The organism is Salmonella sp. 32120201201600049SM, from assembly GCF_017572835.1.
GTDB classification, from domain to species: domain Bacteria; phylum Pseudomonadota; class Gammaproteobacteria; order Enterobacterales; family Enterobacteriaceae; genus Salmonella; species Salmonella enterica.
On the sequence record NZ_JAGESA010000001.1, the window covers coordinates 809,520 to 833,428 of the forward strand.

Genomic DNA, 23,909 nt, shown 5'->3' on the forward strand with positions numbered 1-23,909 from the left:
CGATTACCCACATCGTATGGGTCTTATGGCTATTTTCAAGCATCACCAGGCGGTAAGTCACGAGAAAAACACAACTTTACATTTTGTAGCATTATCCTGACGACTTCTGCGCTTGTTAAAAAAAAACAGGCACAATTTTTTGTGCCTGTTTAGCGTTACTTATTGGCTGCCGCCTGCTCCGCTGGTTTTTCTTTTTCAAGATGCGCCAGGTCCAGAGCAATCTTCACCGTTTCATCAAGGTACGGGTCCGGCTCCTGGTAATCCTTTGGCAGATCGTCCAGTTTCTTCAGCAACGGTTTACCCTCACGTTTAAACCGATCGTTAATACGCGCCAGACGCAGAGCGTCTTCTTCATTGTTCTCTTTCTCACGCTGCGCATAATTCAGAGAGACGATGTTGCGCTTATCCTTCATGGCATTGAAACGTGCGATATCCTTCATGATGTACTGAAACTCAGGATCTTTGGCGATACGCGCGTTGTGTTCTTTCAATAATTCCGGGCCAAACGGGGCCAAATCGTCCGATTTCACGTATTTCGCAGCATCAATGCTATCCCACGGCAAGGCGTTATCTTCAAATTTTTCTCCGGTTTCCGTCTCTTCATTGCCAGTCGGCATGATGATATCCGGCGTGACCCCTTTACGCTGCGTACTACCGCCGTTGACACGGTAAAACTTCTGAATGGTGTACTGCACCGAACCCAGCGCAGGCCATTCCGGGCGAAGCATCTGATCGTAAATTCGGTTTAGCGAACGATATTGCTGTACCGTCCCTTTACCGAAGGTCGGCTCACCGACAATCAGCGCGCGACCATAATCCTGCATCGCGGCAGCAAAGATTTCCGATGCCGAGGCACTGAAACGATCGACCAGCACCACCAGCGGGCCTTTGTAGTAGACCACGCCGTCGGTGTCGCTATCCTCACGCACTTTGCCGTTATTGTCGCGCACCTGAACTATCGGACCAGAAGGGATAAACAGACCGGAAAGCGAAACGGCTTCCGTCAGCGCCCCACCGCCGTTTGAACGCAGATCGATAACGATGCTGTTAACGTTCTGTTTTTCCAGCTTCTGAAGCTGAACTTTGACATCATCGGTCAAGCCAACATAGAAGCCTGGAATATCCAGTACACCAACTTTTTCCTTGCCGACGGTTTTCACCGACATTTTAACCGCGCGATCTTCAAGACGAATCCGTTCACGCGTCAGCGTGATAATACGCGTTTTCGTCCCTTTGCCAGCCGGCAGTATTTCCAGTCGAACCTTGCTGCCTTTCGGCCCTTTGATCAGCGCCACCACATCGTCAAGACGCCAGCCAATAACGTCGACCATCGGTTTTCCGGCCTGCCCTACGCCGACGATACGATCGCCGACGCTAATCGACTTGCTCTTCGCTGCCGGGCCGCCGGCAACCAATGAGTTAATGACAGTATAATCGTCATCCATTTGCAGCACCGCGCCGATACCTTCCAGAGACAGGCTCATTTCGGTATTAAACTGCTCGGTATTGCGGGGAGAAAGATAATTCGTATGTGGGTCGATTTCACGCGCAAAAGCGGTCATCGCCAGCGAGAACACATCTTCACTGTTGGTCTGCGCCAGGCGGCGAATAGCGAATTTGTAGCGACGCGTCAGCGTTTCGCGAATTTCTTTGTCGCTCTTGCCGGTGAGTTTCAGACTGAGCTCATCAAATTTCACTTTGCCATCCCACAGCGCATTTAGCTCAGCCTCATCTTTAGGCCAGGGCGCTTTACTGCGGTCCAGGTTAAACGTATCGTTTCCGGTGAAATCCATTGGCCGTTCCAGCACTTTTAGCGCGTACTGGTAACGTTCAAACCGGCGCTTTTGCGCCAGGTTATAAAGATCGTAAAAAACATCCAGCTTACCCGTGCGCAGCTCATCGCCCAACACGGTTTTCTTTTTCGCAAACTGCTCGACATCGCTCGCCAACAAAACGTTGTGGCTATAGTCGAGAAGATTCAGATAGCGATCAAAAATCTTTGCCGAAAATGCCTCATCCAGATCGAACTGGCGATAGTGGGAGCGGGTAAAACGCGATGTTACGCGCTCGCTCACCGTCGCATGTTGCGTCTCTTCCTTTAGTACGGGAATTTGATCGGCACGCGTAATATCTTCCACGGCGAAGGACTGGCCTGCTAATGCAAGCAGGCCAGCTAACGCGGTAAGCCTAAAAAAAGTGTTCATGCCAGGCCTGGCCTCCGTTTCAGAACACCAGGTGTTCTGCGCGTACAATCAAAGACATACCCGAATTCAGCTGTACACGGACACCATCTTTGGTGATTTCTAATACGGTGGCATCCATCGCATTATTACCCGCTTTCACCTTGAGGGACTGCCCTACGGTCAATACTGAAATATCAGAAACCGGCGTGTGCTTCTCTTCGCGAGGCGCACGCGGCGCTTTCGTCGTCGGTTTATCAGCGCGAGGTTTACGTTCAGCGCCTTCTTTACGACGCGCTACCGGGCGAGGTTTACGCTCGCGTCGCGGCGCGTCTTCTTTTTCGCCAGCCGCCGCGGCAGCTTCGCGTTTTTTCGCTTGCTGCTCTGCGCGCTGCGCCTGAACACGGGCTTTGGCTTCTTCAAGCTGCTTACGCGCATGTTCGACATGCTGTTCTTCCAGCTCGCCGCACGGATTGCCATCAAGGTCGACGCGCGTTGCGCCCGGCTTAACGCCGTACAGGTAACGCCAGCTTGAAGTATAAAGACGTAAAGCGGAACGAAGTTGCGTTTTGCTGAGGTTCATTTCGCCCCCAACTCGCTCTACCAGATCCTGAAAAATACCAATTTTCAGCGGGCGAGCTTCGCCTTCCGCACTAAAACAGTGAGGAAAACGCTCGGCCAGAAACGCGATAACTTCTTTACTGCTATTCAACTTAGGTTGATTTTCCATGAAATTTCCTGATTACAACGGACGTAGCCAACAAGCAGCAGGCATGAACAGGCGTCATTATAATGACGCCATCAGTAATTGCTACGTTATCCGTTGATTATCCTGCGACGCTCGCAAAGAATTTTTTGTAATCCGTCGTTGCAAGCACGGTTTCAAGCTGTGCGACCAGCGTACGCAGGCCGTGTTCATCTTCTTCGGTAAAACGGCCAAACGCCGTGCTATCTATATCCAGCACGCCGATAATCCGTTCGCCAACCGTGACAGGCAGCACAATTTCGGCGTTGCTGGCGGCATCACAGGCAATATGGCCGTCAAACGCATGAACATCATCAATACGTTGAACCTTATTCTGCGCTACCGCTGCGCCACACACGCCGCGACCAACCGGAATCCGCACACAGGCGATTCGCCCCTGAAACGGCCCCAACACCAGCGTATCGCCTTCGAGGAGATAAAATCCCGCCCAGTTCACCTCGGTAAGGCGTTCGAACAGTAGCGCGCTGGTATTCGCCAGCGTGGCCAGAAAGCTGGTTTCACCTGCCATTAACGACTGAAAATCGCGGTTTAACGCCGCGTATAGTTCTGTTTTGCTCATTATATAATCACTTCGTGGTCTTACTCCTAAACACAGGCTATTAAAATAAGCATTAAATGCGTTCTTGCTCAAGATTATTCCTGTCATGAGTTAAGATTACATTATTCTAACACTTTGATTCACGATACATGGCTCTGAACACCTCACACGTCACGCCAACAAAAAAGCTAACGATCAGGTCAATTAGCGAAGCGCTGCCGCGCAGCCACTACCAGCGCTGCCCTGAATGCGACATGCTGTTCAGCTTGCCGGAGATGAGCGCTCATCAAAGCGCTTATTGTCCTCGTTGCCAGGCCAAAATTCGCGATGGGCGCGACTGGTCGCTGACGCGGCTGACCGCGATGGCGGTAACCATGCTGCTATTGATGCCGTTTGCCTGGAGCGAACCGTTACTCCATATCTACCTATTGGGCGTACGCATTGATGCCAATGTGATGCACGGCATCTGGCAAATGACGCAGCAGGGCGATCCGTTAACCGCCGCAATGGTGCTCTTTTGCGTGGTGGGCGCGCCGCTTATTCTGGTTTTTTCAATTGCTTATCTGTGGTTTGGCAGCCTTCTCGGCATGAATCTGCGTCCAGTCCTGCTGATGCTGGAAAAACTGAAAGAGTGGGTGATGCTGGACATCTATCTGGTTGGTATTGGCGTTGCCTCTATCAAAGTGCAGGACTATGCCTTTCTGCAGCCGGGCATCGGGCTTTTAGCGTTCGTTTCGTTGGTGGTTCTTAGCATTCTGACTATGATTCATCTGAATGTGGAGCAACTATGGGAACGATTTTATCCGCAGCGCCCTGCTCAACGTGCGGACGAAAGATTGCGCGTCTGTCTTGGCTGCCACTTTAGCGGCTATCCGGATGCGAAAGGACGCTGCCCGCGTTGTCATATTCCGCTACGGTTACGCAGAAAACAGAGCATACAGAAGTGTTGGGCGGCCTTGCTGGCGTCTATTGTCTTTTTGCTGCCGGCAAACCTGCTGCCTATTTCGGTAATCTACATTAATGGCGGGCGTCAGGAAGATACTATCCTGTCGGGCATTATGTCGCTTGCCAGCAGCAATATCGCCGTCGCCGCCGTCGTTTTTATCGCCAGTATTTTGGTGCCGTTTACCAAAGTCATCGTGATGTTTACGCTACTGTTGAGTATCCATTTTAAATGCGAACAGGGACTGCGGACGCGAATTCTGTTGCTGCGTCTGGTGACATGGATAGGCCGCTGGTCGATGCTGGATCTTTTCGTTATCTCGTTAACCATGTCTCTGATTAATCGCGATCAGATTCTGGCTTTTACTATGGGACCGGCTGCGTTTTATTTCGGCGCAGCGGTAATTTTGACTATTCTTGCAGTGGAATGGCTGGATAGCCGCTTACTTTGGGATGCACATGAGTCAGGAAACGCCCGCTTCGAAGACTGAAGCGCAAATTAAAACTAAACGCCGTATTTCACCTTTCTGGCTGCTACCGCTTATCGCGCTAATGATCGCAGGGTGGCTGGTATGGGATAGCTACCAGGATCGCGGCAATAGCGTGACTATCGATTTTATGTCAGCGGATGGTATCGTACCGGGCCGTACTCCCGTGCGTTATCAGGGAGTAGAAGTCGGCACCGTGGAAGATGTCAGTCTGAGCAAAGATCTGCGCAAAATTGAAGTTCGCGTCAGTATCAAATCAGATATGGAAGATGCGTTGCGCGAAGAGACGCAATTCTGGCTGGTGACGCCCAAAGCCTCGCTGGCGGGCGTTTCCGGCCTGGATGCGTTGGTCGGCGGGAATTACATCGGTATGATGCCAGGTAAAGGCAAGCCCAGAGATCATTTCGTCGCCCTGGATACACAGCCTAAATACCGGCTTAGCAACGGCGATCTGATGATTCATCTCAATGCGCCGGATCTCGGTTCGCTTAATAGCGGTTCACTGGTCTATTTCCGTAAAATCCCTGTCGGACGGGTGTATGACTATTCGATTAACCCTAACAAACAGGGCGTGACGATTGACGTTCTGATTGAGCGACGGTTTACCGATCTGGTGAAAAAAGGCAGCCGTTTCTGGAATGTCTCCGGCATTGACGCCGATCTAAGCCTGAGCGGCGCGAAGGTGAAACTGGAGAGCCTCGCGGCCCTGGTCAATGGCGCGATTGCGTTTGATTCGCCGGACAATTCCAAACCCGCCGCCCAGGATGACACGTTCGGCTTATATAAAGATTTAGCCCACAGCCAACGAGGGGTAATCGTTAAACTTGAGCTGCCCAGCGGAGACGGTCTGAAGGCGGAATCTACGCCGCTCATGTACCAGGGACTGGAGGTGGGTGAGCTTTCTAAACTGACGCTCAACCCTGGCGGTAAAGTCACCGGAGAGATGACCGTCGATCCCAGCGTTGTTCCGCTGATGCGGGAAAATACGCGCATTGAGTTACGCAATCCCAAACTGTCGCTAAGTGACGCGAATATCAGTTCGTTGTTAACCGGAAAAACCTTCGAACTGGTGCCGGGCGACGGCGAACCGCGCAGTGAATTTGTGGTGGTGCCGGGTGAAAAAGCCCTGCTGCATGAGGCGAATGCCTTAACCCTGACGCTGACGGCCCCGGAAAGTTACGGCATCGAACCGGGCCAGCCGTTAATTTTACATGGCGTAAAAATTGGCCAGGTCATTGAGCGCAACTTATCCAGTAAAGGCGTGTCATTCACCGTCGCGATTGAACCGCAGCACCGGGATTTGGTACAGGGCGACAGTAAATTCGTGGTCAACAGCCGGGTGGATGTCAAAGTCGGCCTTGACGGCGTAGAGTTCCTCGGCGCCAGCGCCAGCGAGTGGATTGACGGCGGAATTCGTATTTTACCCGGTACGAGCGGGAAGATGAAATCCACCTACCCGCTCTATGCTAACCTGGAAAAAGCGCTGGAAAATAGCCTCAGTGACTTACCGACTACCACCTTAACGCTGACGGCCGAAACGTTGCCGGATGTCCAGGCAGGTTCCGTCGTGCTGTATCGAAAATTTGAAGTAGGCGAAGTCATCACCGTTCGCCCACGCGCCAATACCTTTGACATCGACCTGCATATTAAGCCGGAATATCGCCACCTGTTAACCAGCAATAGCGTGTTCTGGGCGGAAGGCGGCGCGAAGGTGCAACTTAACGGCAGCGGCCTAACGGTACAGGCCTCGCCACTCTCCCGCGCGCTGAAAGGGGCCATTAGTTTTGATAACCTGAGCGGCGCCAGCGCCAGTCGGCGCAAAGGCGATAAACGCATTCTTTATGCTTCAGAAACCTCCGCTCGCGCGGTAGGCGGACAAATTACGCTGCACGCGTTCGACGCCGGAAAATTGGCGGAAGGGATGCCCATTCGTTACCTCGGTATTGATATCGGCCAGATCCAGACGCTGGAATTGATCACCGCACGTAATGAAGTGCAGGCAAAAGCCGTACTTTATCCGGAGTATGTACAGACATTTGCCCGCGCCGGGACACGTTTTTCCGTTATTACGCCACAAATTTCCGCGGCGGGCGTCGAGCATCTGGATACGATTCTCCAGCCCTATATTAACGTTGAGCCAGGACGCGGCGCGGCGCGGCGCGACTTTGAACTGCAGGAAGCCACGATTACCGACTCACGCTATCTGGATGGGTTAAGCATCGTCGTGGAGGCGCCAGAAGCAGGCTCGCTTAATATTGGTACACCCGTCCTGTTCCGCGGTATCGAAGTGGGAACCGTCACCGGAATGTCCCTGGGGTCGCTCTCCGATCGCGTGATGATCACCTTGCGTATCAGTAAGCGTTACCAATATCTGGTGCGTAATAACTCCGTATTCTGGCTTGCCTCCGGCTATAGTCTCGACTTTGGTCTGACAGGCGGCGTGGTGAAGACGGGGACATTTAATCAGTTCATCCGTGGCGGTATCGCCTTCGCTACTCCACCAGGTACGCCTCTGGCGCCAAAAGCGCAAGCCGGTAAGCATTTCCTGTTACAAGAGAGCGAACCGAAAGAGTGGCGTGAATGGGGCACCGCTCTGCCACGTTAAACACCCGGCTCCGGCGTACTCGCGCCGGAGCGTTTTATGCTACACTGCGCGCCTGTTTTTTTGCCGGCGATACACCTGTGGCTCAACACGCTGTCTATTTTCCTGACGCTTTTCTGACGCAAATGCGTGAAGCAATGCCTTCCACGCTCTCTTTTGATGAATTTATTTCGGCCTGCCAACGCCCGTTGCGCCGCAGTATACGCATCAATACGCTTAAAATCTCCGTGGCTGATTTCCTTGCCCTAATCGCGCCCTACGGCTGGTCGCTCACGCCAATTCCGTGGTGTCATGAAGGGTTCTGGATCGAACGCGATGATGAAGAGGCATTGCCGCTTGGCAGTACCGCTGAGCATTTAAGCGGCCTGTTTTACATTCAGGAGGCCAGTTCGATGCTGCCGGTCGCGGCCCTGTTCGCCGATGATAATCATCCGCAGCGGGTCATGGATATGGCAGCGGCGCCTGGCTCCAAAACCACGCAGATCGCTGCCCGCATGGGGAACCGCGGCGCCATTCTGGCCAACGAATTTTCGGCCAGTCGCGTCAAAGTTCTGCACGCTAATATCAGCCGATGTGGAATCGCCAATACCGCACTGACGCATTTCGATGGCCGCGTATTTGGCGCTGCGTTACCGGAGATGTTTGACGCTATCCTGCTGGATGCGCCCTGCTCTGGCGAAGGCGTAGTACGTAAAGATCCTGATGCGCTAAAAAACTGGTCGCCAGAAAGCAATCTGGATATCGCGGCGACACAGCGGGAACTGCTCGACAGCGCTTTTCATGCTTTACGACCCGGCGGCACGCTGGTCTACTCCACCTGCACGTTAAATCGCCAGGAAAACGAAGAGGTCTGCCTCTGGCTGCAAGAGACCTACGCCGACGCCGTTGAATTTTTGCCGCTGGGTGATCTGTTTCCTGACGCTGACCGCGCCCTCACCCCGGAAGGCTTCCTGCACGTCTTCCCGCAAATTTACGACTGCGAAGGATTCTTCGTCGCACGTCTGCGTAAAATGTCATCCCTTCCAGCCATGCCCGCGCCGGGGTATAAAGTGGGGGCGTTTCCTTTTACCCCCCTCAAAGGCCGCGAAGCATTACACGTTACCCAGGCGGCCAACGCCGTCGGACTGTTATGGGATGAAAATCTCCATCTTTGGCAGCGTGAAAAAGAGGTCTGGCTGTTCCCGGCAGAGATTGAATCACTGATCGGAAAAGTCCGTTTTTCCCGGCTCGGCATTAAGCTGGCCGAAAGTCATAATAAAGGCTATCGCTGGCAACATGAGGCGACGATAGCCCTTGCCTGCCCGACTCATGCTCACGCGTTCGAACTCTCTGCGCAAGAGGCGGAGGAGTGGTATCGCGGTCGGGATATTTATCCGCAAACACCCCCTGCCGCTGATGATGTCCTGGTGACGTTTCAGCATCAGCCGCTTGGTCTGGCAAAACGTATCGGCTCAAGAATAAAGAACAGTTACCCGCGTGAACTGGTACGTGATGGCAAACTCTTTACTGGTAATAGTTAAAAGGCGCACAAAAAAACCGCACTTTTTGACTGGCGCTTTTGCGTACGTTGACTACGCTGAAAAATGGACGGCTAAACTGGTCGTACCACAATTAGCGTATTAACGGAGAGCACGATGATGAAAACCAGTGTGCGCATTGGCGCTTTTGAAATCGACGATGCCGAATTACATGGCGAATCGCCGGGGGAGCGAACGTTAACAATCCCCTGTAAATCCGATCCGGATTTATGTATGCAACTGGACGCCTGGGATGCCGAAACCAGCGTTCCCGCCATTCTCAACGGGGAACATTCCGTTTTGTTCCGTAATCATTACGATCCTAAATCTGATGCCTGGGTCATGCGTCTTGCCTGACTCAAAAAGAACCCGTCGCCAGGCGGGTTATTTATTCTTCCTTTTCTCATTTCCCCCCTGCGCTAACCTCTCCTACACTATCGTGTAAAGTAGTTAACATTGAGGATGTAATGTTCGCGCTGGTACTTTTTGTATGTTACCTGGATGGAGGATGCGAGGATATTGTCGTGGACATCTACGATACCGAGCAGCAATGTCTTTATTCGATGGACGATCAACGGATTCGCCATGGCGGCTGTTTTCCGGTAGAGGATTTTATCGACGGCTTCTGGCGACCTGCGCAGCAATATAGCGATTTTTAACCCTGATCGCTGATACCGCTATTGTATCCGCGCTAACGTCAATTGCCCGCCAAATACCGCGCCCGTATCAATATAGTGTACGTTGGCGAAATCCATGCGCCGACGCAACGGCGTATGGCCAAACCAAAAATGATCGGCACCGCTAATCCCGCCGCGCTTATTTATGAGTCGTTCGCGGCTCCAGAGAACCTGATGTAAATCGACCTTTTTTTGCCATTGATAGGTTGACGCGGGGTAATCAGCATGAGCGATCACATGCGTGCTATGGCGGCAGCGAACTTCCAGTATCCAGGGCAGCCGCTGACAAAGGATAAAAAGCGCTTCAGCTTGCGCAGCGTGTTCAGCGGTCAGGCGGGTAAACCAGTCGCCACCATTCATCAACCACAGCGTCGACTGCGATGAGGCCCGCGCATCCAGCGCCATTTGTTCATGATTGCCGCGAACCGCCGTCATCCAGGACTCACGCAGTAAAGCCAGGCAACCCAGGCTGTCCGGGCCTCTATCAATGAGATCGCCCACAGAAACTAACAAGTCTTGTTGCGGATCAAATCGACACTCACGTAACCTTTTCATTAACATTGAAAAACAGCCGTGAATATCGCCGACCACCCAGACATGCCGCCAATTCTTTGCCTCTATTCGCTGATAAATCTCTTCAGGCCGCATCATATTTTTCCTGTCGTTCATTATCCAGGACAGATATAAAAAGATAGCGTGTGCAGATTTTTTTTGCTTAGTAAACGTGCTCTGTTGTAAATAGCGAATTTCATCAGTAGTGAGTAAATGCTTTGTTATCACCGCACTAAAATATAACTGGCTGCGCCAGGGGAGTATTATCCCCTGGCGCAGCGAGCTACTCACTATCGCCTGTTCACCTTCAATATTCTTCCTCCTTAAAAGCATATCGGAAACATAAACCACATCACCTCAGCACACGATATAGCACACTCTTTAGCGGAGTGATCCTCAAGGCAAACCAGCGCCAATGCAGGTGTCGTTACCGTGGCGACCATCGCCCCCACAAACAGGCGCAGCACAATTTTTTTTAAAGGTGGCATAACCTCTCCTGACAGTTAACAGACCATTAATCCTTATCGAGACATCATCCGTGCGCGGGTATCATAGACTTAACAACACGCAGCGTTTCAAAAAAAGCTGTCTGGTTATACCGGCATTTAGAGTAATAACAATTATTTTAAGTTTTAAGTGTATCCATTTGATTTTTATATTAAAATAAATATGACGACGTTTTGTTAAAAACGTCGCCATAAAAATGAATATATAGTTTCAGAAAATCTGCTATTAATTCATACGGTTAATAGCGGTATTGTGTTTGCTATCTTCAGGAGGCATTCTGAAGATGCTTATTCGCAATATTTTCTATAGTTAACTGAAATTGTTGTGGCGTCGGCATCGTCCCCTTATTAAACAGCGGCGTAACCTCTTTCATAACGATTTTCTCAGCATACGCTTTAAAAGACACCTGCTGATTATGATTTATAAACATATGCGGATATTTAATGCTCGCTGCAGCAATGAGGGGGACGACAAAAGGATTCGCCCCTGCCCCACCTGGAGTAAATACACCATTTTTTATCTCCCCAGGTAGCCCCGCATTCTGCGCTGCCTCTCCTATCTCTTTCAGAAAGGGGGTAATACTGACCCCTTTACTGATGAGTAATTTACAACAGTGATCTTTATTATTACTGTACACGGCTGATAATATGGCTTCGCATGTCTGACGAGCATAGGCCGGATCTTTACTCGCATTACCTTTGATATCCAGGCTATTGAGCTTTTGCAGCATAAAATCTTTAACAGTTTTACTGGTTAATACTGCCCTACCCTCAGAGGCGCTCCCACGATGAAAATGGGTAGTCGGTATGTCTGTTTGTTGATGCAGGCTAAAACGATCTGACAGACTCGTCGACAGGCTGATAAAGCTATTTCTAACGGCAGTAATACTTTTCGCAAAAATGTCCTTCTCCGTTGTTTTTTCTTTTACTGGTTCAACGTCACTTCTATGGATTCTGTAGTGCTGGGTGGATAGTGTTATGTTAGTCACGGTAGTTCTCCTTTTAGATAACTATGCATAGCTACACTTTGTTTATATTTCTTGCTTTCAAAAAATAGCCACCTTCTCCACAACCATTTTTACTCATTGATATTTATAAATTTTATTTTCCTGATGGATTTTGTTCTTCTGTCACTTAGCCTGTTTTTTTTCGGCGCAAGGTGATCGACTTTTATCGAGGAACATTTTTATCGGGACAATCCTGAACAGGTAAAACATCACTTCAATTCAACTACTGCGTCACACAAAACATTCATGAATATTATTATTTATGCTGATGTTGTTACGCTTTCGCCCCCATTCGCAGGCTGGCTACCAATTATCCTGCCAGCGAGTTAGCCGCTTTTTCAAAACCTATAAAGTCGCCACGCCAAACCTCTCCGTCACTGTAATCCTTATCTAAACATCAATTAATTAACTGATTTTTATATATTATGACTTTTCATGACGTTCAGAAAAACTACAAATGAAATGGATTGACGCATCTATTAGTGGTCAAAAAAACGCGCTACGAGAAATAATCAGTAACAATTGCAACACTATTCCAATCATAACGTAAACTATATGATACCAGGCGATTATTATTGCTTTTAGGTAACATCTTTGTATGGCTGCTTTTAAGCAACAATACTCTAACACAACATATAACATTATAACTTACAATAGGTTAACAAATGGAATTACAGCTTATGCTTAACCACTTTTTCGAGCGCGTCAGAAAGGATGCAAATTTCAACGCATTTCTAATCGATCTGGAATATAATAATATCGCTTATTACATCTATTTTGTTGCTACCGGCAATGTGAAAATTATCACTCATGCAGGCCACTTCATTTCTATTAAAAGCAATAGAAAGCTGATTAAAGTCAATTCAACACCGAATACGCAATTAATAAAATTGACTTCAGATAAACACTTTTCGGGGGAGCATTCCTATGAAAAATACTGTACTGATCTGGCAACGGCAGGCGTTTTTAAATGGATTGTTGAATTAAACCAAAAAACTCGACAATACTGGTCGAAAGACAACCAATTATTATATATAGAAAATGTGGTCATGCCGCTTTAACAAGCCAGGGTAATAATAGCGTCAGTCGTGACATCCGGCGTGTTACGACTGCGGGTTATCCAATTTAGAGACCATAATGAGAGTCTGACTGCGAGAGTTACCCTGTGCAGTCCGACCGACGCAGCAACGTTTGACGCGATGCTCGACAACAGCATCACCTGGTGCAGGAGAAATGATATTCAAAGCGATATCGACTAAAAGCTCAAAATATTTGCCTGCTATTTATATTCTATCTAATTAATACCCTCCAGGAAGTGTGGCATAATTGCAGAATCTGTCAGGATTCCGGGAGCATGCCGGAGCGTAATCGAAAAACCATCTGGAGATGTATGAGCAAGGATGAAATCAGTTATCAAATTCTTTACCGGTACTCTCTGGAAAAGCTATACAGTACTCTTACCAGAAGAGTAGATAACGTGCTGTCATTCGCCCTCGTTTTTCTCGGGGTCGGCGTCACCATAAACGTCGGGAGTCCCTTTATTCTGGGGCCAGGCATTGTGGGTATCGCCATACTAAAAAGAGTACTCCGCTTCGGCACGCAATCAGCACAGGCCGATCGGCAGTCCCGCGCCTGGCTGAAACTTTTTAATACTCAGCACCGCTTTCCTTCAGATAAAACACTGTTCCTTGCCTTCACATCGCTTGAGCAAGACGCGAGTGAAGTATGGTCCATGCTTATTGGTCCTGCCATCGTCATGACTGAGACCGCCCTCGGAAAAACGCCCATTGAGCCATTGACGGCGGGTGAAAAACTCTGTGCATTTTTGAGCGGCGCGACGAAATCCCAGCCAGCAGATCGCAATTGAACTGTCTTCTAAACGCCTGTGCCATACCACAGAGATTCAGTATAAAATTAATTAATGGAGTACTAACGCTGTCAGCAGGTTTCTCTGAGTGAAAGATTTGTATTATACGCACAGCCCAGTTTACAGTTTATATAACAGCGCAATATGTTTTTGTATCCGGACCATGTCGCCTACAAGCGGCTGTCTGAGTACCTCTAGCCATGCCAGGGGTATTAGCTCAAATGTGAGCTGACATATCTATGGCACAGCGCCAAACCTAATCTGACTGTCCGCCCTGTGCCAGAAGCGGACGCTGATCATGGTGTGTACAGGCCAACGGTACGATATATTTTAAAGCTACCTGATTACAGCTTTCATAAAGCTATGGGTATTCAAATGCAGCAAAGCTATAAACCGAGCTTAATTAAATAATGCCTTTGCGAACCTACTTTAGGAAAGTCCGGTAGCGACATTTGAAGTATATAACCCTGTTTTTCATAAAAAGGGAGAGCCTGGAAGCTAAAGGTATCTACAAGTCCATGAACACAGCCTTTCCGCAAACCTTCTTTTTCGGCCATCGCCATAAGTTTGCTCCCCAGACCGCAGTTCCTTGCAGATTCACTTACCCAAAGATAGTCGATGCAGAGCCACGGACCTTTTCTGTCAGCAATTAATCCGCCTACCATTTCGCCGCTTTCGTTTCTGCAGTAGACCCCAAGCTGCCCATTTTTACTAAAATCGACGAACTGAGCATTGTAGCTTCTTAATCCGGTTAATAGTTCTTCTTTATCAAATTCAGTAACTTGATGTGTGATTTGAATGTCCATACATGCCCAATTGAACAAGTTTGTATTTGGAATATAACGTTATAAATAAGTTAATTAAATGTATCAATAGAAAGTTTGTTTTTACTCCTGGGGGCAGGCCACGTCCGCTACTCACAGCTTAAAGCAGACTGTCAGCTGGAGTCTGAGCCGGTACAATTAATGTGCCACTGGTTAGAAATCAGTAATACGATTTTATCAGGCTGGTGCTCTGGCCTGTCAGGATTTGAGGTATCCACCCGGTTTACCAGCCCCCTGTATTTGGCACCAGTGGAACCCACTTCCCGATCCAGGATATCCAGTACCTACCACCGAACCTCTTTCCCCAAAAGACATGAGCAACCTCAAGCGCCTTGTCTGGATGATAACCACGGTATGAAGTTTGATAACACGTGGAATCAGGGCGTATGGTTCGCTCTCCGTTCAGCAACTGGACGCCCTTCTCCCCAGCCTTTCAGCGTTGAAGATTTGCCAGCGCAGGGTGAAGAGTGTAGGCGAATTATGAAAATCACTTCTGCCGTTTATACTTCGAAAAAGACGTTATCAAAAAGGTGGTTCGCAAGCGCGGAGTTATTAAACCTTTACTTAACGAAATACGGTTTAAGTTGCTTGAATTGCAGCAGAAAGAAAACGACGGCTTGCTGATGCTGGACAAATTAAGCGAGCATGGCATCAATGGACTGATACGCCGTCAATAAAAGGAAGGGTGCATGGACGATCCCGTCACATCACCAATCACAACAGAAGAGCACAAAACAACATTTCACAGCGTAAAGGATAAAACACGATGCCATTTTCAATCAAAAACATATGTTCAGGTCCACAAGGACACTACCCAGAAATCTCCAGACCTATACAGAACAAGCCAGTACCGAGGAATTGCACACTGATCTCAACAACATGCAAAATACAGGAGTATACAGTATTCAGCAGATGTTCCTGCAGTTTTGAAATGCGACCACCCGGTACAGAAGAAAGAACCCCACGACTAAAACTCTCAGCAACAGAGCTCTCATGGCTATCTAAAACAATAGAAACAGAGATGCGCAACACAAAAGAATGAGCCTGTCAGTAATTCTGTGTAACTGCCCAGTTATTAAAGGTGATCGCTCAGGCGGTCACCGAACTCGATAATAAAACGGCTCATCGCCAGCCGCCAGTTCTGGATCGGCATACTCCATTTTTTTGACGCATCCTTGATTGCCAGATAAATAACTTTTCGTACTGAGTCATCCGTTGGGAACACCTTGCGTTTCTTAATCGCGGCACGGATCACGCAGTTCAGGGATTCGATTGCGTTTGTCGTATAGATGGCCTTGCGGATATCCGGCGGATAACTGAAGAGCGTATTGAGGTTTTCCCGGTGCGCACGCCAGCTTTTGCTGATTTGCGGATATTTATCGTCCCGGACTTTCGCGAACGCATCCATCGCCATCAGTGCCGCCTCTTCGGTCGGGGCCTGATAGACCATCTTCCGGCCGCTGGTGACGGCTTTGTAGTCTTTCCAGGCTACGTATTTCAGGCTGTTACGCACCATATGGATAATGCACAGCTGGATATGGGGCTGCGGGAAGACGCTGTTTATCGCATCCGGGAAGCCCTTCAGACCATCCACACAGGCAATCAGGATGTCCTGAACGCCCCGGGTTTTCAGCTCCGTCAGCACGCTTAGCCAGAACTTTTCGCCTTCATTTTCGGCCAGCCACATACCCAGTAACTCTTTCTGGCCTTCGGTGTTGATACCCAGTGCCAGGAAGACGGCTTTGTTGATTACGCTGCCATTCTGACGGACTTTGACGACAATGCAGTCCATATAAACAATGGGGTACAGCGCATCCGGTTGCCGGTTTTGCCTCTCAGTGACCTGCTCTTTTACGGCGTCGGTGACTTTAGATATCAGCGAGGGTGACACATTGGCGTCGTACATCTCTTTGAAGGTGGCGACGATTTCGCGGGTAGTCATGCCTTTGGCGTAGAGGGATAAAATTTGGCTGTCCATCTGCGTAATGCGCGTCTGGTGCTTCTTAAGCAGCTGTGGTTCGAAGATGTTTTCACGGTCACGCGGTGTGTTGAGTTCTATCTCGCCGTCATCGCACAACACCGTTTTGGACGAGTAGCCATTACGGGTGTTTGAGCCTGTTTTGGGCGCATTTTTCTCATACCCGGGGTAGTCAGCCAGCTCCGCATTGAGCACCGTTTCGACGGTTAATTTCGCCAGCATACGGGAAAACGAATTGAGGTCGGCTTCGGTTTTAAGGCCTTTAGCCAGTTCAACCGCAAGGGCTTTGAGTTTCTTTTCGTCCATAATTGCCTGTCTCCGTTACTGGAGTGAACATATCAAAGACAGGCAATTACACAATTTTACTTACAGTCTCAGTTCAGTCACATTATTGATGAGCGACTGTACGTTAAGCAAATCAAGACCGGGATGAAAATCGCTCTGCCACTTTCGCTCAACCTTCCTTCCATGGGTTTACCGCCTCAGTACGGTGATTGAGCGTTGCCGCCTGGTAAGCCGTAGCGAATACCTTATCAGCGCTGGCATACGCAAAAACAGCCCGAACGGGAGTATTCATCCTGATAGCCTGACTAAAAAATTTGTTGCGGCACGAAAATTGACCGGAATAAATTTCAGTGAAAACCCACCGCCGTTTCACGAGATCCGCAGCTTATCCGGACGACTGTATAAAGACGCTTACGGCGAAGGGTTTGCTCAGAAACTCCTGGGACATACTTCAGAGAACACCACGAAACTCTATCTCGATGAACGCGATAATAAAGCTTACGTGATGCTCTGATTTTGCTGTAAAAGAAATGTTAAACTGGATTTGGATCTGATATAACGAAAAAGCCCGGAATACAGAAATTCTGGAAAATTTCGGATTATTGATCATAAGCAACTGATTTATAAGAAAAACAAAAAGAGACCGAATACGATTCCTGTTTACGGCAACAATTGATCTTTCTCTTTAAATTCATAATGTTACATATTAATTAGGTGATTTTAACGATTAGAACACGTTATTTTTGCTTCTAATAGATTCAATTAGTTATCACTTTTTACGTTTTAATTCGGACGTATTTCGGGCCATTTTGCGTATAAATCCCCCGACCAAACAAACTCACTGCCCAATACATCACTCCCCTCTTCCATTGGGGGACTCCCGATGCCAAATACCCATGTAGACGAAGGCTTAATAGTGATGCCAACAAAAGCGATCGCGAAAAGTTGAACAGATGCCTGGTTTCAGATTAAACACATTGGTTAGTCATCCTGAACAAGTAAAATCCGCCGCAACTGGCAACCATTCAATACTCGCACTATCGAACGATCGCCAGCTTGCCGCAGCCCGTTCTTGCATACGATGTGGCTGCGGTTCCATCACATCAGGAATGTGAAAATCTGGATAAACCTGCCACTTAACCTGAAGCAGGTCTTCATAGCGGGTGGTATACCGAGGCGAAAGCATTTCTCTTAAGGTCGCCATATAAAAACATTCTATTACAACGAGTTATCTCCTCCTGCCTCCGCCCCGGCGCAAAGCTATAGTTTTTTCTATCTCCTTGTGAAACAAACAATTATTCTTGCTATGGTGCTGATTAACAATCGTTCGCGGGCAACGTACATTCAGCGAGTTTCAGAGCTTCCTGACGGAATTCAGCCGGTGCTGTTTCTGGGGCTTCTTACTGGTTGATACAGATCCTGCCTCTTACTTGAGAATTTACTCATTTAGCCGTATGTCCATTATGGGTGGATAAGATCATTTATCATCGTAAGGGTTGAAAGCGATAAGTTAAACTTGTCCTGGCTCAACAAGGGACCCGACTAATGATGAGCTCTTCATCTTCAAGGCGTTTTATGCCTTCCAGCAAGAATAGACATTAAATCGACAACTGCTGCCAGGTCTTACAGGCGCAGTGGACAATCGTGTGGTAACAGCCTGAGTCATTTATTATTTTTCTCATTCAGCATAACTGCGTCTTCTGATAGAGAAATTTTTATCTAAACATATAAAAAACATAGTGAAGAAAACGCTACTTTTTTCTAGCTAAAAAGCTAAATTAATTTTTTTACGGAGAGGATCTTATGCGCAAGGTGTCGATATCTATATTATTCATGCTAGTTTCACTGACTTGGGGGACTACATGGTTGGCCATGCGAATTGCCGTTGAAACTATCCCTCCAGTGTTTGCAACCGGAATGAGGTTTATGTTTGCAGCACCTTTTTTAATCATCATTGCATGGTTAAGAAAAAAAACACTGTTGTTTCCTCCCGGACAACGATTATTCCAGTTTGTGATATGCATCTTTTATTTTTGCATTCCTTTCTCACTAATGATTTATGGTGAAACCTATGTCAACTCTGGGCTTGCCGCCATTATCTTTGCGAATATGCCTGTGGCCGTTTTGATAGCATCGGTTTTGTTTCTAAATGAAAAAGCGAAACTAATGCAGATCGCGGGCTTAACTATCGCAATCACTGCATTGACGGGGATACTTCTTGAAGAAACGAATACAAGTACAGAGAGTCACTGGCAGGGTATCACTGCGCTTATTTCTGCTGTGTTAATCCATGCCATAATATATACACAATGTAAGAAAAGAAGTTGTACTGTCTCTGTTATCACATTTAATGCGCTCCCGTGCCTTTTAGCTGGGTTGATACTTTCTGCGACAGGATGGTTTTTTGAAAGACCACAAGTATCAACCTTCTCAGTACACTCAATATTAGCTACCCTGTATCTCGGGGCTTTTGCCGGAGTTTTTGGTATCCTGTGCTACTTTGCGCTTCAGCAAAAGGCTAATGCCTTCCAGGCTTCGCTTGTATTTCTTATCTTTCCGCTGATTGCGGTAAGTCTGGAAGACTATATTTATGGATATGCTATTTCAACACACTCAATGCTGCTTATTATACCATTAGTTATCGGGATATTTCTTACTCTTGTCGCCAGAAATATCCCTGTAACCAGCAGATGCCGGGATAACTCATCACAGAAATAATCGATTTATAATAACGCAAATAATTCCTGATGCCTTACTGAGCTCCGGCTAATGCGGGGTGGATAAACTGGAATACAGACCCGGTAATACACAGCGATTATATTAACAAGCAATGTAATAAAGGAGTTTTTTATGTTCATGTTTCTGCCATTCTTGCTTGCACTGAGCGTGGCAATGGGGGCCATAAACAGAAAGGATAAAGTCAGCTACATTCTGTGGGCCGTTTTACTCATCGTCACTATTTTATCATTCATTCATCATATGACCAATTCGCTGACTTTGTCATTTTAAGGAGTGTGTATGAAAACGCATCATCATCCAACAACATTTGTTCATCTGATTAATCAGGTGGGACTCCTTGGGATATGCGTTGCTCTGGTTGTAGCCTTTTATTATCAACTCGTCAGGCATGAGCTGCCTTGTCCAATTTGCTTATTACAGCGGGCTGGCCTCATCATCGCCGGTTTTGGCTTTTTATTTAACCTCTGCTTTGGTCTACGAGGTATACATTACGGGATGGTAATTATTGGCAGTATCCTGACCGGAGTTATGGCATCCCGGCAAATATGTTTGCATATCATGCCCGGTGACACAGGATATGGTTCTGCATTTTTTGGATTACACTTTTATACCTGGACTCTGATTACGTCAATTCTGATTATTATTGCTGTTGCGGTAATTCTGGCAATCAGTAGCATGAATGTTGCATTTCGTTCATTGAATATTAATCCGGACCTGTTCAGTATTGTCGGTTGGGTATTTCTGTTACTGATTACTGCCAACCTTATTTCAACTGTACTGGAATGTGGCGGAGGGGAATGTGCTGCTAACCCGGTCACATATAAGCTACTGTCGAAACAGGATATTGCCTTTCTGAAAACAGGCCTCCTGACGAGGACAGTTCTCCGGTTATGACGCACTTTTAAAATGACTGATTGGTAAATATATAGCAAGCACCTGTCTTGTAGAAATTGGAATGGTTATGGGCTAACACGGAAGTTACAGTAACATTGAAATGTTGCAATAACAGGAATCAAACTTACAACCTTCGCATTACGAATTAGTAGAATCACATTTAACTAACTGTTTCAAATACACATTTCCGCATTCACATTGCTCAACTCAATGGCACATGATGTTAGAAATAGAATGATGCTTCACCATGTTTGACACAAAAATGGCACACCCTATAAAGCATCCACAGCACATATTTGGGTGGCACGCACCGTGGAAATACTGCATTACCCTAACACAGGGAATTTTCTGTACAGCGTCGACAGCCCCGCATCATAAATAATCGCTACCTGCTGTCGCGGTACTCCTGCCCTAATAAGGCACCCTGCCTGCGCCCATTGCTCCGGCGTCAGTTTTGGCCTACGGCCACCAATGTAGTGGCACTGTAGTGGCACACTGGGTACTGAAGCAATGGCCACAACTGGCGCTTGATGCTATCAGCCAGATAACCTTCCAGATGGATAACAAACATAGCAGCTATCCTGTCTGTATCGGAATTGTAAAACCAGACGTTGACCATCTTCATCAAGGTTAAAGGAACAAAGAGCTCTTTAAAGTAACTCTTTGTTCCATTACGATAGTTTAAATATGATGTTCTGAATGGGCCTTCACTACATGAACAGGAAAGGCTCAGGATAACCACTTCTCAGACATTAAAAGCAAATGAGAAAACCAAGGGGGCCTAAACCTGCCGCCAGGGAACAAACCTTTGCACAGTCTGCAGTGCTACCACCGTCCCCTATGCACCCCAGGGCGAACGCTGGCTGGGCAGCAGACGACAACAGCAGAAGAGTTGTTATGAATAAAACTTTACGTGATTTAATAAGAGAAAACATATTATTACCCTCATAGTAAGCAGTATTAAATAAGCCGGGATATATCTGATGTTCAATCAGTCCCTCATATAGGGTTAGCACCATAGCGAGTCGTTTTCACAAAAAACACAGACTGTTGAAACTTTATTTATCACTTTGACATTTGCAATACATGACACATGATTAGCTTCAGCCGCCATTATAGGGAAAGCTCCATTTCCATACTCATTTACTCACTTCTCCCTGCGGAAAAAGAAATGCAGTATAGCCAGCGTGGTGCTTTTGCTGAAACCAGGCGCGAGCAACACGGCAATGATGATCGGCGTCAGAATGAGTTCGGAATCGGCATTGGCAAACAAGGCGCACAGTCGTTAATACCCACCAGCAGTTCCGCCAAGACTGCGACAATGTCGTAAGAGAGGCCTTCAGCCAGGCAAAACAGCGCTACGGTGCGCCCCGGCTTGCTGAGGAAGTGAACCTGGGGCCTGAGGTACAATGTAAAAACGATAGCGTCCAGCCTGCGCCATCAGGGTCTGCGGCGATCTCAGTCCGGAACAATTTGAAAACCAGAACCTCGCTTAAGGCTGTGTCCACAATACGCGGACAGGATCAAAACTGTTAGTGTGGCTGGCTTACAAGAATGAAGTGAAGTTGATTGATATAACAAACACTCCTGATAATGTTAACTGGCCTGTTCCTCCGGGGGAGCGAGCCAGCCATGATTTGAAAAGCACATGAAATCACTTTCACATGAATTAATTTACATTGGAAATAAAATATAATAGTGCTTATCATTTTTATTTAAGTTAAATATTTTATAAATGGTTTTTATTTACTCACCTGATGGTAATGAATAACGTTTAATATCTATAGTAAAGGATGCTGTAACCGTAAGGATAGTGTGCCACAATTTAACAGGTAACATATTATGAAACACGTCAAGAGCGTATTTTTAGCAATGGTTTTAATATTACCATCTTCACTATATCCTGCTCTTACAATAGCGGCAGACTCTCAAGATCATAAAAAAGAAGAAACAATTAAGCCAATGCCTCAAAAGTGGTGTAATCTTTGGCCTGCTGGCATACCCTTCCCTGAAGATTGGTTTAAAATGTGTAGAGGTTATTGAGTATAAATTTAATATACTAACCAGTAACCATATCAGTTATGACAGACAGGCCTTCTTCATATTTGCTATAAATAAGGCCTGAGCTTTCCTGACAAATTATAAACTACTGGCTGGTTTCTCCGGCCAGACAGGCTTTAAAGTATCAACACGGTTTACCTGTACCCGGTACTTTCTCCATGCCAGAAGAGAAGCTTTTTCTTTATTGGTTGCTTTGTCCAGATCCACTGCATCCTGTAACGGCGCGATTTTTTCAGACGCTATTTGCAGGAGTCTGTTTTTCGTTCCTTCAGCTTCACGAAGTCTGGCTGCGGCCTCCGCAGCTTCATCATTCATCCAGACCTGAGCCTTACTATCCCATTTTTTGTATCCACCACCTGGTGAAACTGATGTGACGTTTTCAGGTAGCGGACCAAGATCGGAGATATAAACCTGATTGCCGGTTGTTGTGTCGTAAACCGTCTCGCCGCGGTGATCCTCCTGCAGACTCCACGTTTGGGTTTCAGCGTCAAAAACAGCAATATGACTGGAGGGAATATCAGGAGGGGCTATATCAGTACAATTTGCCGGGCGACGCTGTCCGGGGGGACCTGACCACATCCGGCCCCCATTGCAGGTAATGCAACAGATGTAATTTTCCGGTCTTCTCCGGCGCTTTTATTGTGCTGAAAAATTGCCAGTAACGCAGCCCGTGTTGCATTATAAACCGCGTCGGTGCCGTCAATAATCAGCGGAACGCGCATCGTCGGGGCGTGAACCAGCCACGGATGTTTACTGTTACCCGTTTCAGTAACAAAGGCGGTGCCGACGGGCTGTTCCCCCAGGTATTCACGGATGATATTTTGCTGTACCCGTTCCTGTAATTGCGACCCGAAATATGCCGTAATAGCAGCATCCACACCGCCGTCCATAAGACCAAAGGTTTCCGCATTACCGTCTGCGTCCACAATAACGACGTGTCCGTGTGGACCGATATACATGGTGTGCTCGTGTCCTCCGATATAAACTGTATGCGCATGGTCGCCAGCGGCCTGTGTCCACGCACCACCTCCTAGCTGAAATGAAGTGTGATTGGAATCTCCCCAGTATGAGTTGATATAACCGCCGAACTGGTTAGTATGATTGCCCGTGGTATTAACGCCCCTTTTCGGAGTCAAACCAGTTCTTACGCTCTTTTGGAGTCATTTTATTCGGGTCCTGATGTTCAGCAGCCTGGGAAACGGGCGTTTCCATCAGTACGCGGATCACATCCGTCAGGAGATACAGCTTGTTTTTTTCATTGCTTCCCAGTGCCAGGGGAACGCCCGAGAGGCGACTGACAACCGTCTGTCGATGTAACCCTGTAATAGCGGCAAGCTGACAGATATTGCATTTGAGGTTCTTCAGTTCGCCGTCCATTTTTACCTCTGGGGCTGTTTCTTAGCGCGCCCTCGCCCGGAAAAACAAAATATAACGAACAAAAAACATACAAACCATCATCTTTTAAAAATAAATGACATTAAAACAG

22 protein-coding genes and 7 pseudogenes are annotated in these 23,909 nt (G+C 47.6%); 15 read left to right on the plus strand and 14 right to left on the minus strand.

Annotated features, from left to right (window positions below; translation table 11 throughout):
- Positions 1–155 precede the first annotated feature (155 nt).
- The 3 genes from prc to J4650_RS04035 all read right to left on the minus strand — a co-directional run bounded on the left by prc (position 156) and on the right by J4650_RS04035 (position 3,505).
- Positions 156–2,204, minus strand: a complete 2,049-nt coding sequence (gene prc / locus J4650_RS04025) for a carboxy terminal-processing peptidase (protein ID WP_001091237.1) — start codon at positions 2,202–2,204, stop codon at positions 156–158.
- 19 nt (positions 2,205–2,223) lie between these two features.
- On the minus strand, positions 2,224–2,910 hold the full coding sequence (proQ, locus tag J4650_RS04030; RefSeq protein ID WP_000431401.1) for an RNA chaperone ProQ: 687 nt from the start codon (positions 2,908–2,910) through the stop codon (positions 2,224–2,226).
- Positions 2,911–3,007: 97 nt separating this feature from the next.
- Positions 3,008–3,505: a GAF domain-containing protein gene (locus J4650_RS04035; protein WP_001518229.1), complete on the minus strand. Its 498-nt coding sequence runs from the start codon at positions 3,503–3,505 to the stop codon at positions 3,008–3,010.
- Positions 3,506–3,633: 128 nt separating this feature from the next.
- Here J4650_RS04035 and yebS point away from each other — a divergent pair, with 128 nt between their 5' ends.
- The 5 genes from yebS to J4650_RS04060 all read left to right on the plus strand — a co-directional run bounded on the left by yebS (position 3,634) and on the right by J4650_RS04060 (position 9,692).
- Positions 3,634–4,917: a membrane integrity lipid transport subunit YebS gene (yebS, locus tag J4650_RS04040; protein WP_001207293.1), complete on the plus strand. Its 1,284-nt coding sequence runs from the start codon at positions 3,634–3,636 to the stop codon at positions 4,915–4,917.
- On the plus strand, positions 4,886–7,519 hold the full coding sequence (locus tag J4650_RS04045) for a PqiB family protein (RefSeq protein ID WP_001529852.1): 2,634 nt from the start codon (positions 4,886–4,888) through the stop codon (positions 7,517–7,519). The genes yebS and J4650_RS04045 overlap by 32 nt, the downstream gene beginning before the upstream one ends.
- Positions 7,520–7,596: 77 nt before the next feature.
- On the plus strand, positions 7,597–9,036 hold the full coding sequence (gene rsmF / locus J4650_RS04050) for a 16S rRNA (cytosine(1407)-C(5))-methyltransferase RsmF (RefSeq protein ID WP_023993322.1): 1,440 nt from the start codon (positions 7,597–7,599) through the stop codon (positions 9,034–9,036).
- A gap of 117 nt (positions 9,037–9,153) precedes the next feature.
- Entirely contained in the window at positions 9,154–9,390 is a 237-nt protein-coding gene (locus tag J4650_RS04055) for a YebV family protein (RefSeq protein WP_024131167.1), read from the plus strand.
- A 110-nt stretch (positions 9,391–9,500) separates the two neighbouring features.
- Positions 9,501–9,692, plus strand: coding sequence for a DUF1482 family protein (locus J4650_RS04060; RefSeq protein WP_000457838.1), 192 nt, complete (start codon positions 9,501–9,503; stop codon positions 9,690–9,692).
- 18 nt (positions 9,693–9,710) lie between these two features.
- Here J4650_RS04060 and pphA read toward each other — a convergent pair whose 3' ends face one another.
- The 3 genes from pphA to sopE2 form a co-directional block, all read right to left on the minus strand.
- The gene (gene pphA / locus J4650_RS04065) at positions 9,711–10,361 is read right to left on the minus strand and encodes a protein-serine/threonine phosphatase (protein ID WP_000986176.1); all 651 of its coding nucleotides are present in this window, start codon (positions 10,359–10,361) and stop codon (positions 9,711–9,713) included.
- A 224-nt stretch (positions 10,362–10,585) separates the two neighbouring features.
- Complete coding sequence (locus J4650_RS04070) at positions 10,586–10,750, minus strand: hypothetical protein (RefSeq protein ID WP_001134857.1); 165 nt, start codon at positions 10,748–10,750, stop codon at positions 10,586–10,588.
- A 284-nt stretch (positions 10,751–11,034) separates the two neighbouring features.
- Entirely contained in the window at positions 11,035–11,757 is a 723-nt protein-coding gene (gene sopE2, locus J4650_RS04075; RefSeq protein WP_000182074.1) for an SPI-1 type III secretion system guanine nucleotide exchange factor SopE2, read from the minus strand.
- Between the two features lie 683 nt (positions 11,758–12,440).
- Between sopE2 and J4650_RS04080 the strand changes: the two genes are divergently transcribed.
- The gene (locus J4650_RS04080; RefSeq protein WP_000422890.1) at positions 12,441–12,836 is read left to right on the plus strand and encodes a DUF1398 domain-containing protein; all 396 of its coding nucleotides are present in this window, start codon (positions 12,441–12,443) and stop codon (positions 12,834–12,836) included.
- Positions 12,837–13,165: 329 nt separating this feature from the next.
- The gene (locus tag J4650_RS04085; protein WP_023218584.1) at positions 13,166–13,642 is read left to right on the plus strand and encodes a hypothetical protein; all 477 of its coding nucleotides are present in this window, start codon (positions 13,166–13,168) and stop codon (positions 13,640–13,642) included.
- Between the two features lie 386 nt (positions 13,643–14,028).
- Here the strand turns inward: J4650_RS04085 and J4650_RS04090 are convergent, their stop codons facing one another.
- Entirely contained in the window at positions 14,029–14,448 is a 420-nt protein-coding gene (locus tag J4650_RS04090) for a GNAT family N-acetyltransferase (protein WP_000354407.1), read from the minus strand.
- 372 nt (positions 14,449–14,820) lie between these two features.
- Between J4650_RS04090 and J4650_RS04095 the strand changes: the two genes are divergently transcribed.
- Positions 14,821–15,090 (plus strand): hypothetical protein, encoded by a 270-nt coding sequence (locus tag J4650_RS04095; RefSeq protein ID WP_012664556.1) that lies wholly within the window; start codon positions 14,821–14,823, stop codon positions 15,088–15,090.
- A gap of 165 nt (positions 15,091–15,255) precedes the next feature.
- Entirely contained in the window at positions 15,256–15,396 is a 141-nt protein-coding gene (locus J4650_RS04100) for a hypothetical protein (RefSeq protein ID WP_001576018.1), read from the plus strand.
- A 145-nt stretch (positions 15,397–15,541) separates the two neighbouring features.
- Here the strand turns inward: J4650_RS04100 and J4650_RS04105 are convergent, their stop codons facing one another.
- The gene (locus tag J4650_RS04105) at positions 15,542–16,750 is read right to left on the minus strand and encodes an IS256 family transposase (RefSeq protein ID WP_023993323.1); all 1,209 of its coding nucleotides are present in this window, start codon (positions 16,748–16,750) and stop codon (positions 15,542–15,544) included.
- A gap of 69 nt (positions 16,751–16,819) precedes the next feature.
- On the opposite strand from J4650_RS04105, the pseudogene J4650_RS04110 reads away from it, so the two are divergent.
- The 4 genes and pseudogenes from J4650_RS04110 to J4650_RS04125 form a co-directional block, all read left to right on the plus strand.
- Positions 16,820–17,243: pseudogene (locus J4650_RS04110) on the plus strand (tyrosine-type recombinase/integrase); the annotation flags it as partial.
- A gap of 1,289 nt (positions 17,244–18,532) precedes the next feature.
- Positions 18,533–19,447, plus strand: a complete 915-nt coding sequence (locus J4650_RS04115) for a DMT family transporter (RefSeq protein WP_001233445.1) — start codon at positions 18,533–18,535, stop codon at positions 19,445–19,447.
- Between the two features lie 132 nt (positions 19,448–19,579).
- Positions 19,580–19,738, plus strand: coding sequence for a DUF5993 family protein (locus J4650_RS04120; protein ID WP_000480735.1), 159 nt, complete (start codon positions 19,580–19,582; stop codon positions 19,736–19,738).
- A gap of 9 nt (positions 19,739–19,747) precedes the next feature.
- The gene (locus J4650_RS04125) at positions 19,748–20,362 is read left to right on the plus strand and encodes a disulfide bond formation protein B (RefSeq protein WP_000848069.1); all 615 of its coding nucleotides are present in this window, start codon (positions 19,748–19,750) and stop codon (positions 20,360–20,362) included.
- Between the two features lie 326 nt (positions 20,363–20,688).
- On the opposite strand, the pseudogene J4650_RS22970 reads toward J4650_RS04125, so the two are convergent.
- Positions 20,689–20,921 (minus strand): annotated as a pseudogene (locus J4650_RS22970) (helix-turn-helix domain-containing protein); the annotation flags it as partial.
- Between the two features lie 588 nt (positions 20,922–21,509).
- The gene (locus J4650_RS04140) at positions 21,510–21,635 is read right to left on the minus strand and encodes a hypothetical protein (RefSeq protein WP_000457876.1); all 126 of its coding nucleotides are present in this window, start codon (positions 21,633–21,635) and stop codon (positions 21,510–21,512) included.
- On the opposite strand from J4650_RS04140, the pseudogene J4650_RS22735 reads away from it, so the two are divergent.
- Positions 21,635–21,815 (plus strand): annotated as a pseudogene (locus J4650_RS22735) (IS3 family transposase); the annotation flags it as partial. The gene J4650_RS04140 and the pseudogene J4650_RS22735 sit on opposite strands and share 1 nt — an antisense overlap.
- Before the next feature lie 389 nt (positions 21,816–22,204).
- Positions 22,205–22,405, plus strand: coding sequence for a PagK family vesicle-borne virulence factor (locus J4650_RS04145; protein ID WP_010989029.1), 201 nt, complete (start codon positions 22,205–22,207; stop codon positions 22,403–22,405).
- A 96-nt stretch (positions 22,406–22,501) separates the two neighbouring features.
- Here J4650_RS04145 and J4650_RS22740 read toward each other — a convergent pair.
- The 4 pseudogenes from J4650_RS22740 to J4650_RS04155 all read right to left on the minus strand — a co-directional run.
- Positions 22,502–23,013: pseudogene (locus J4650_RS22740) on the minus strand (tail fiber assembly protein); the annotation flags it as partial.
- A gap of 12 nt (positions 23,014–23,025) precedes the next feature.
- Positions 23,026–23,313 (minus strand): annotated as a pseudogene (locus J4650_RS22745) (macro domain-containing protein); the annotation flags it as partial.
- A 9-nt stretch (positions 23,314–23,322) separates the two neighbouring features.
- Positions 23,323–23,538: pseudogene (locus J4650_RS22750) on the minus strand (tail fiber protein); the annotation flags it as partial.
- Between the two features lies 1 nt (position 23,539).
- Positions 23,540–23,800: pseudogene (locus tag J4650_RS04155) on the minus strand (DUF1441 family protein); the annotation flags it as partial.
- Between the last annotated feature and the right edge of the window lie 109 nt (positions 23,801–23,909).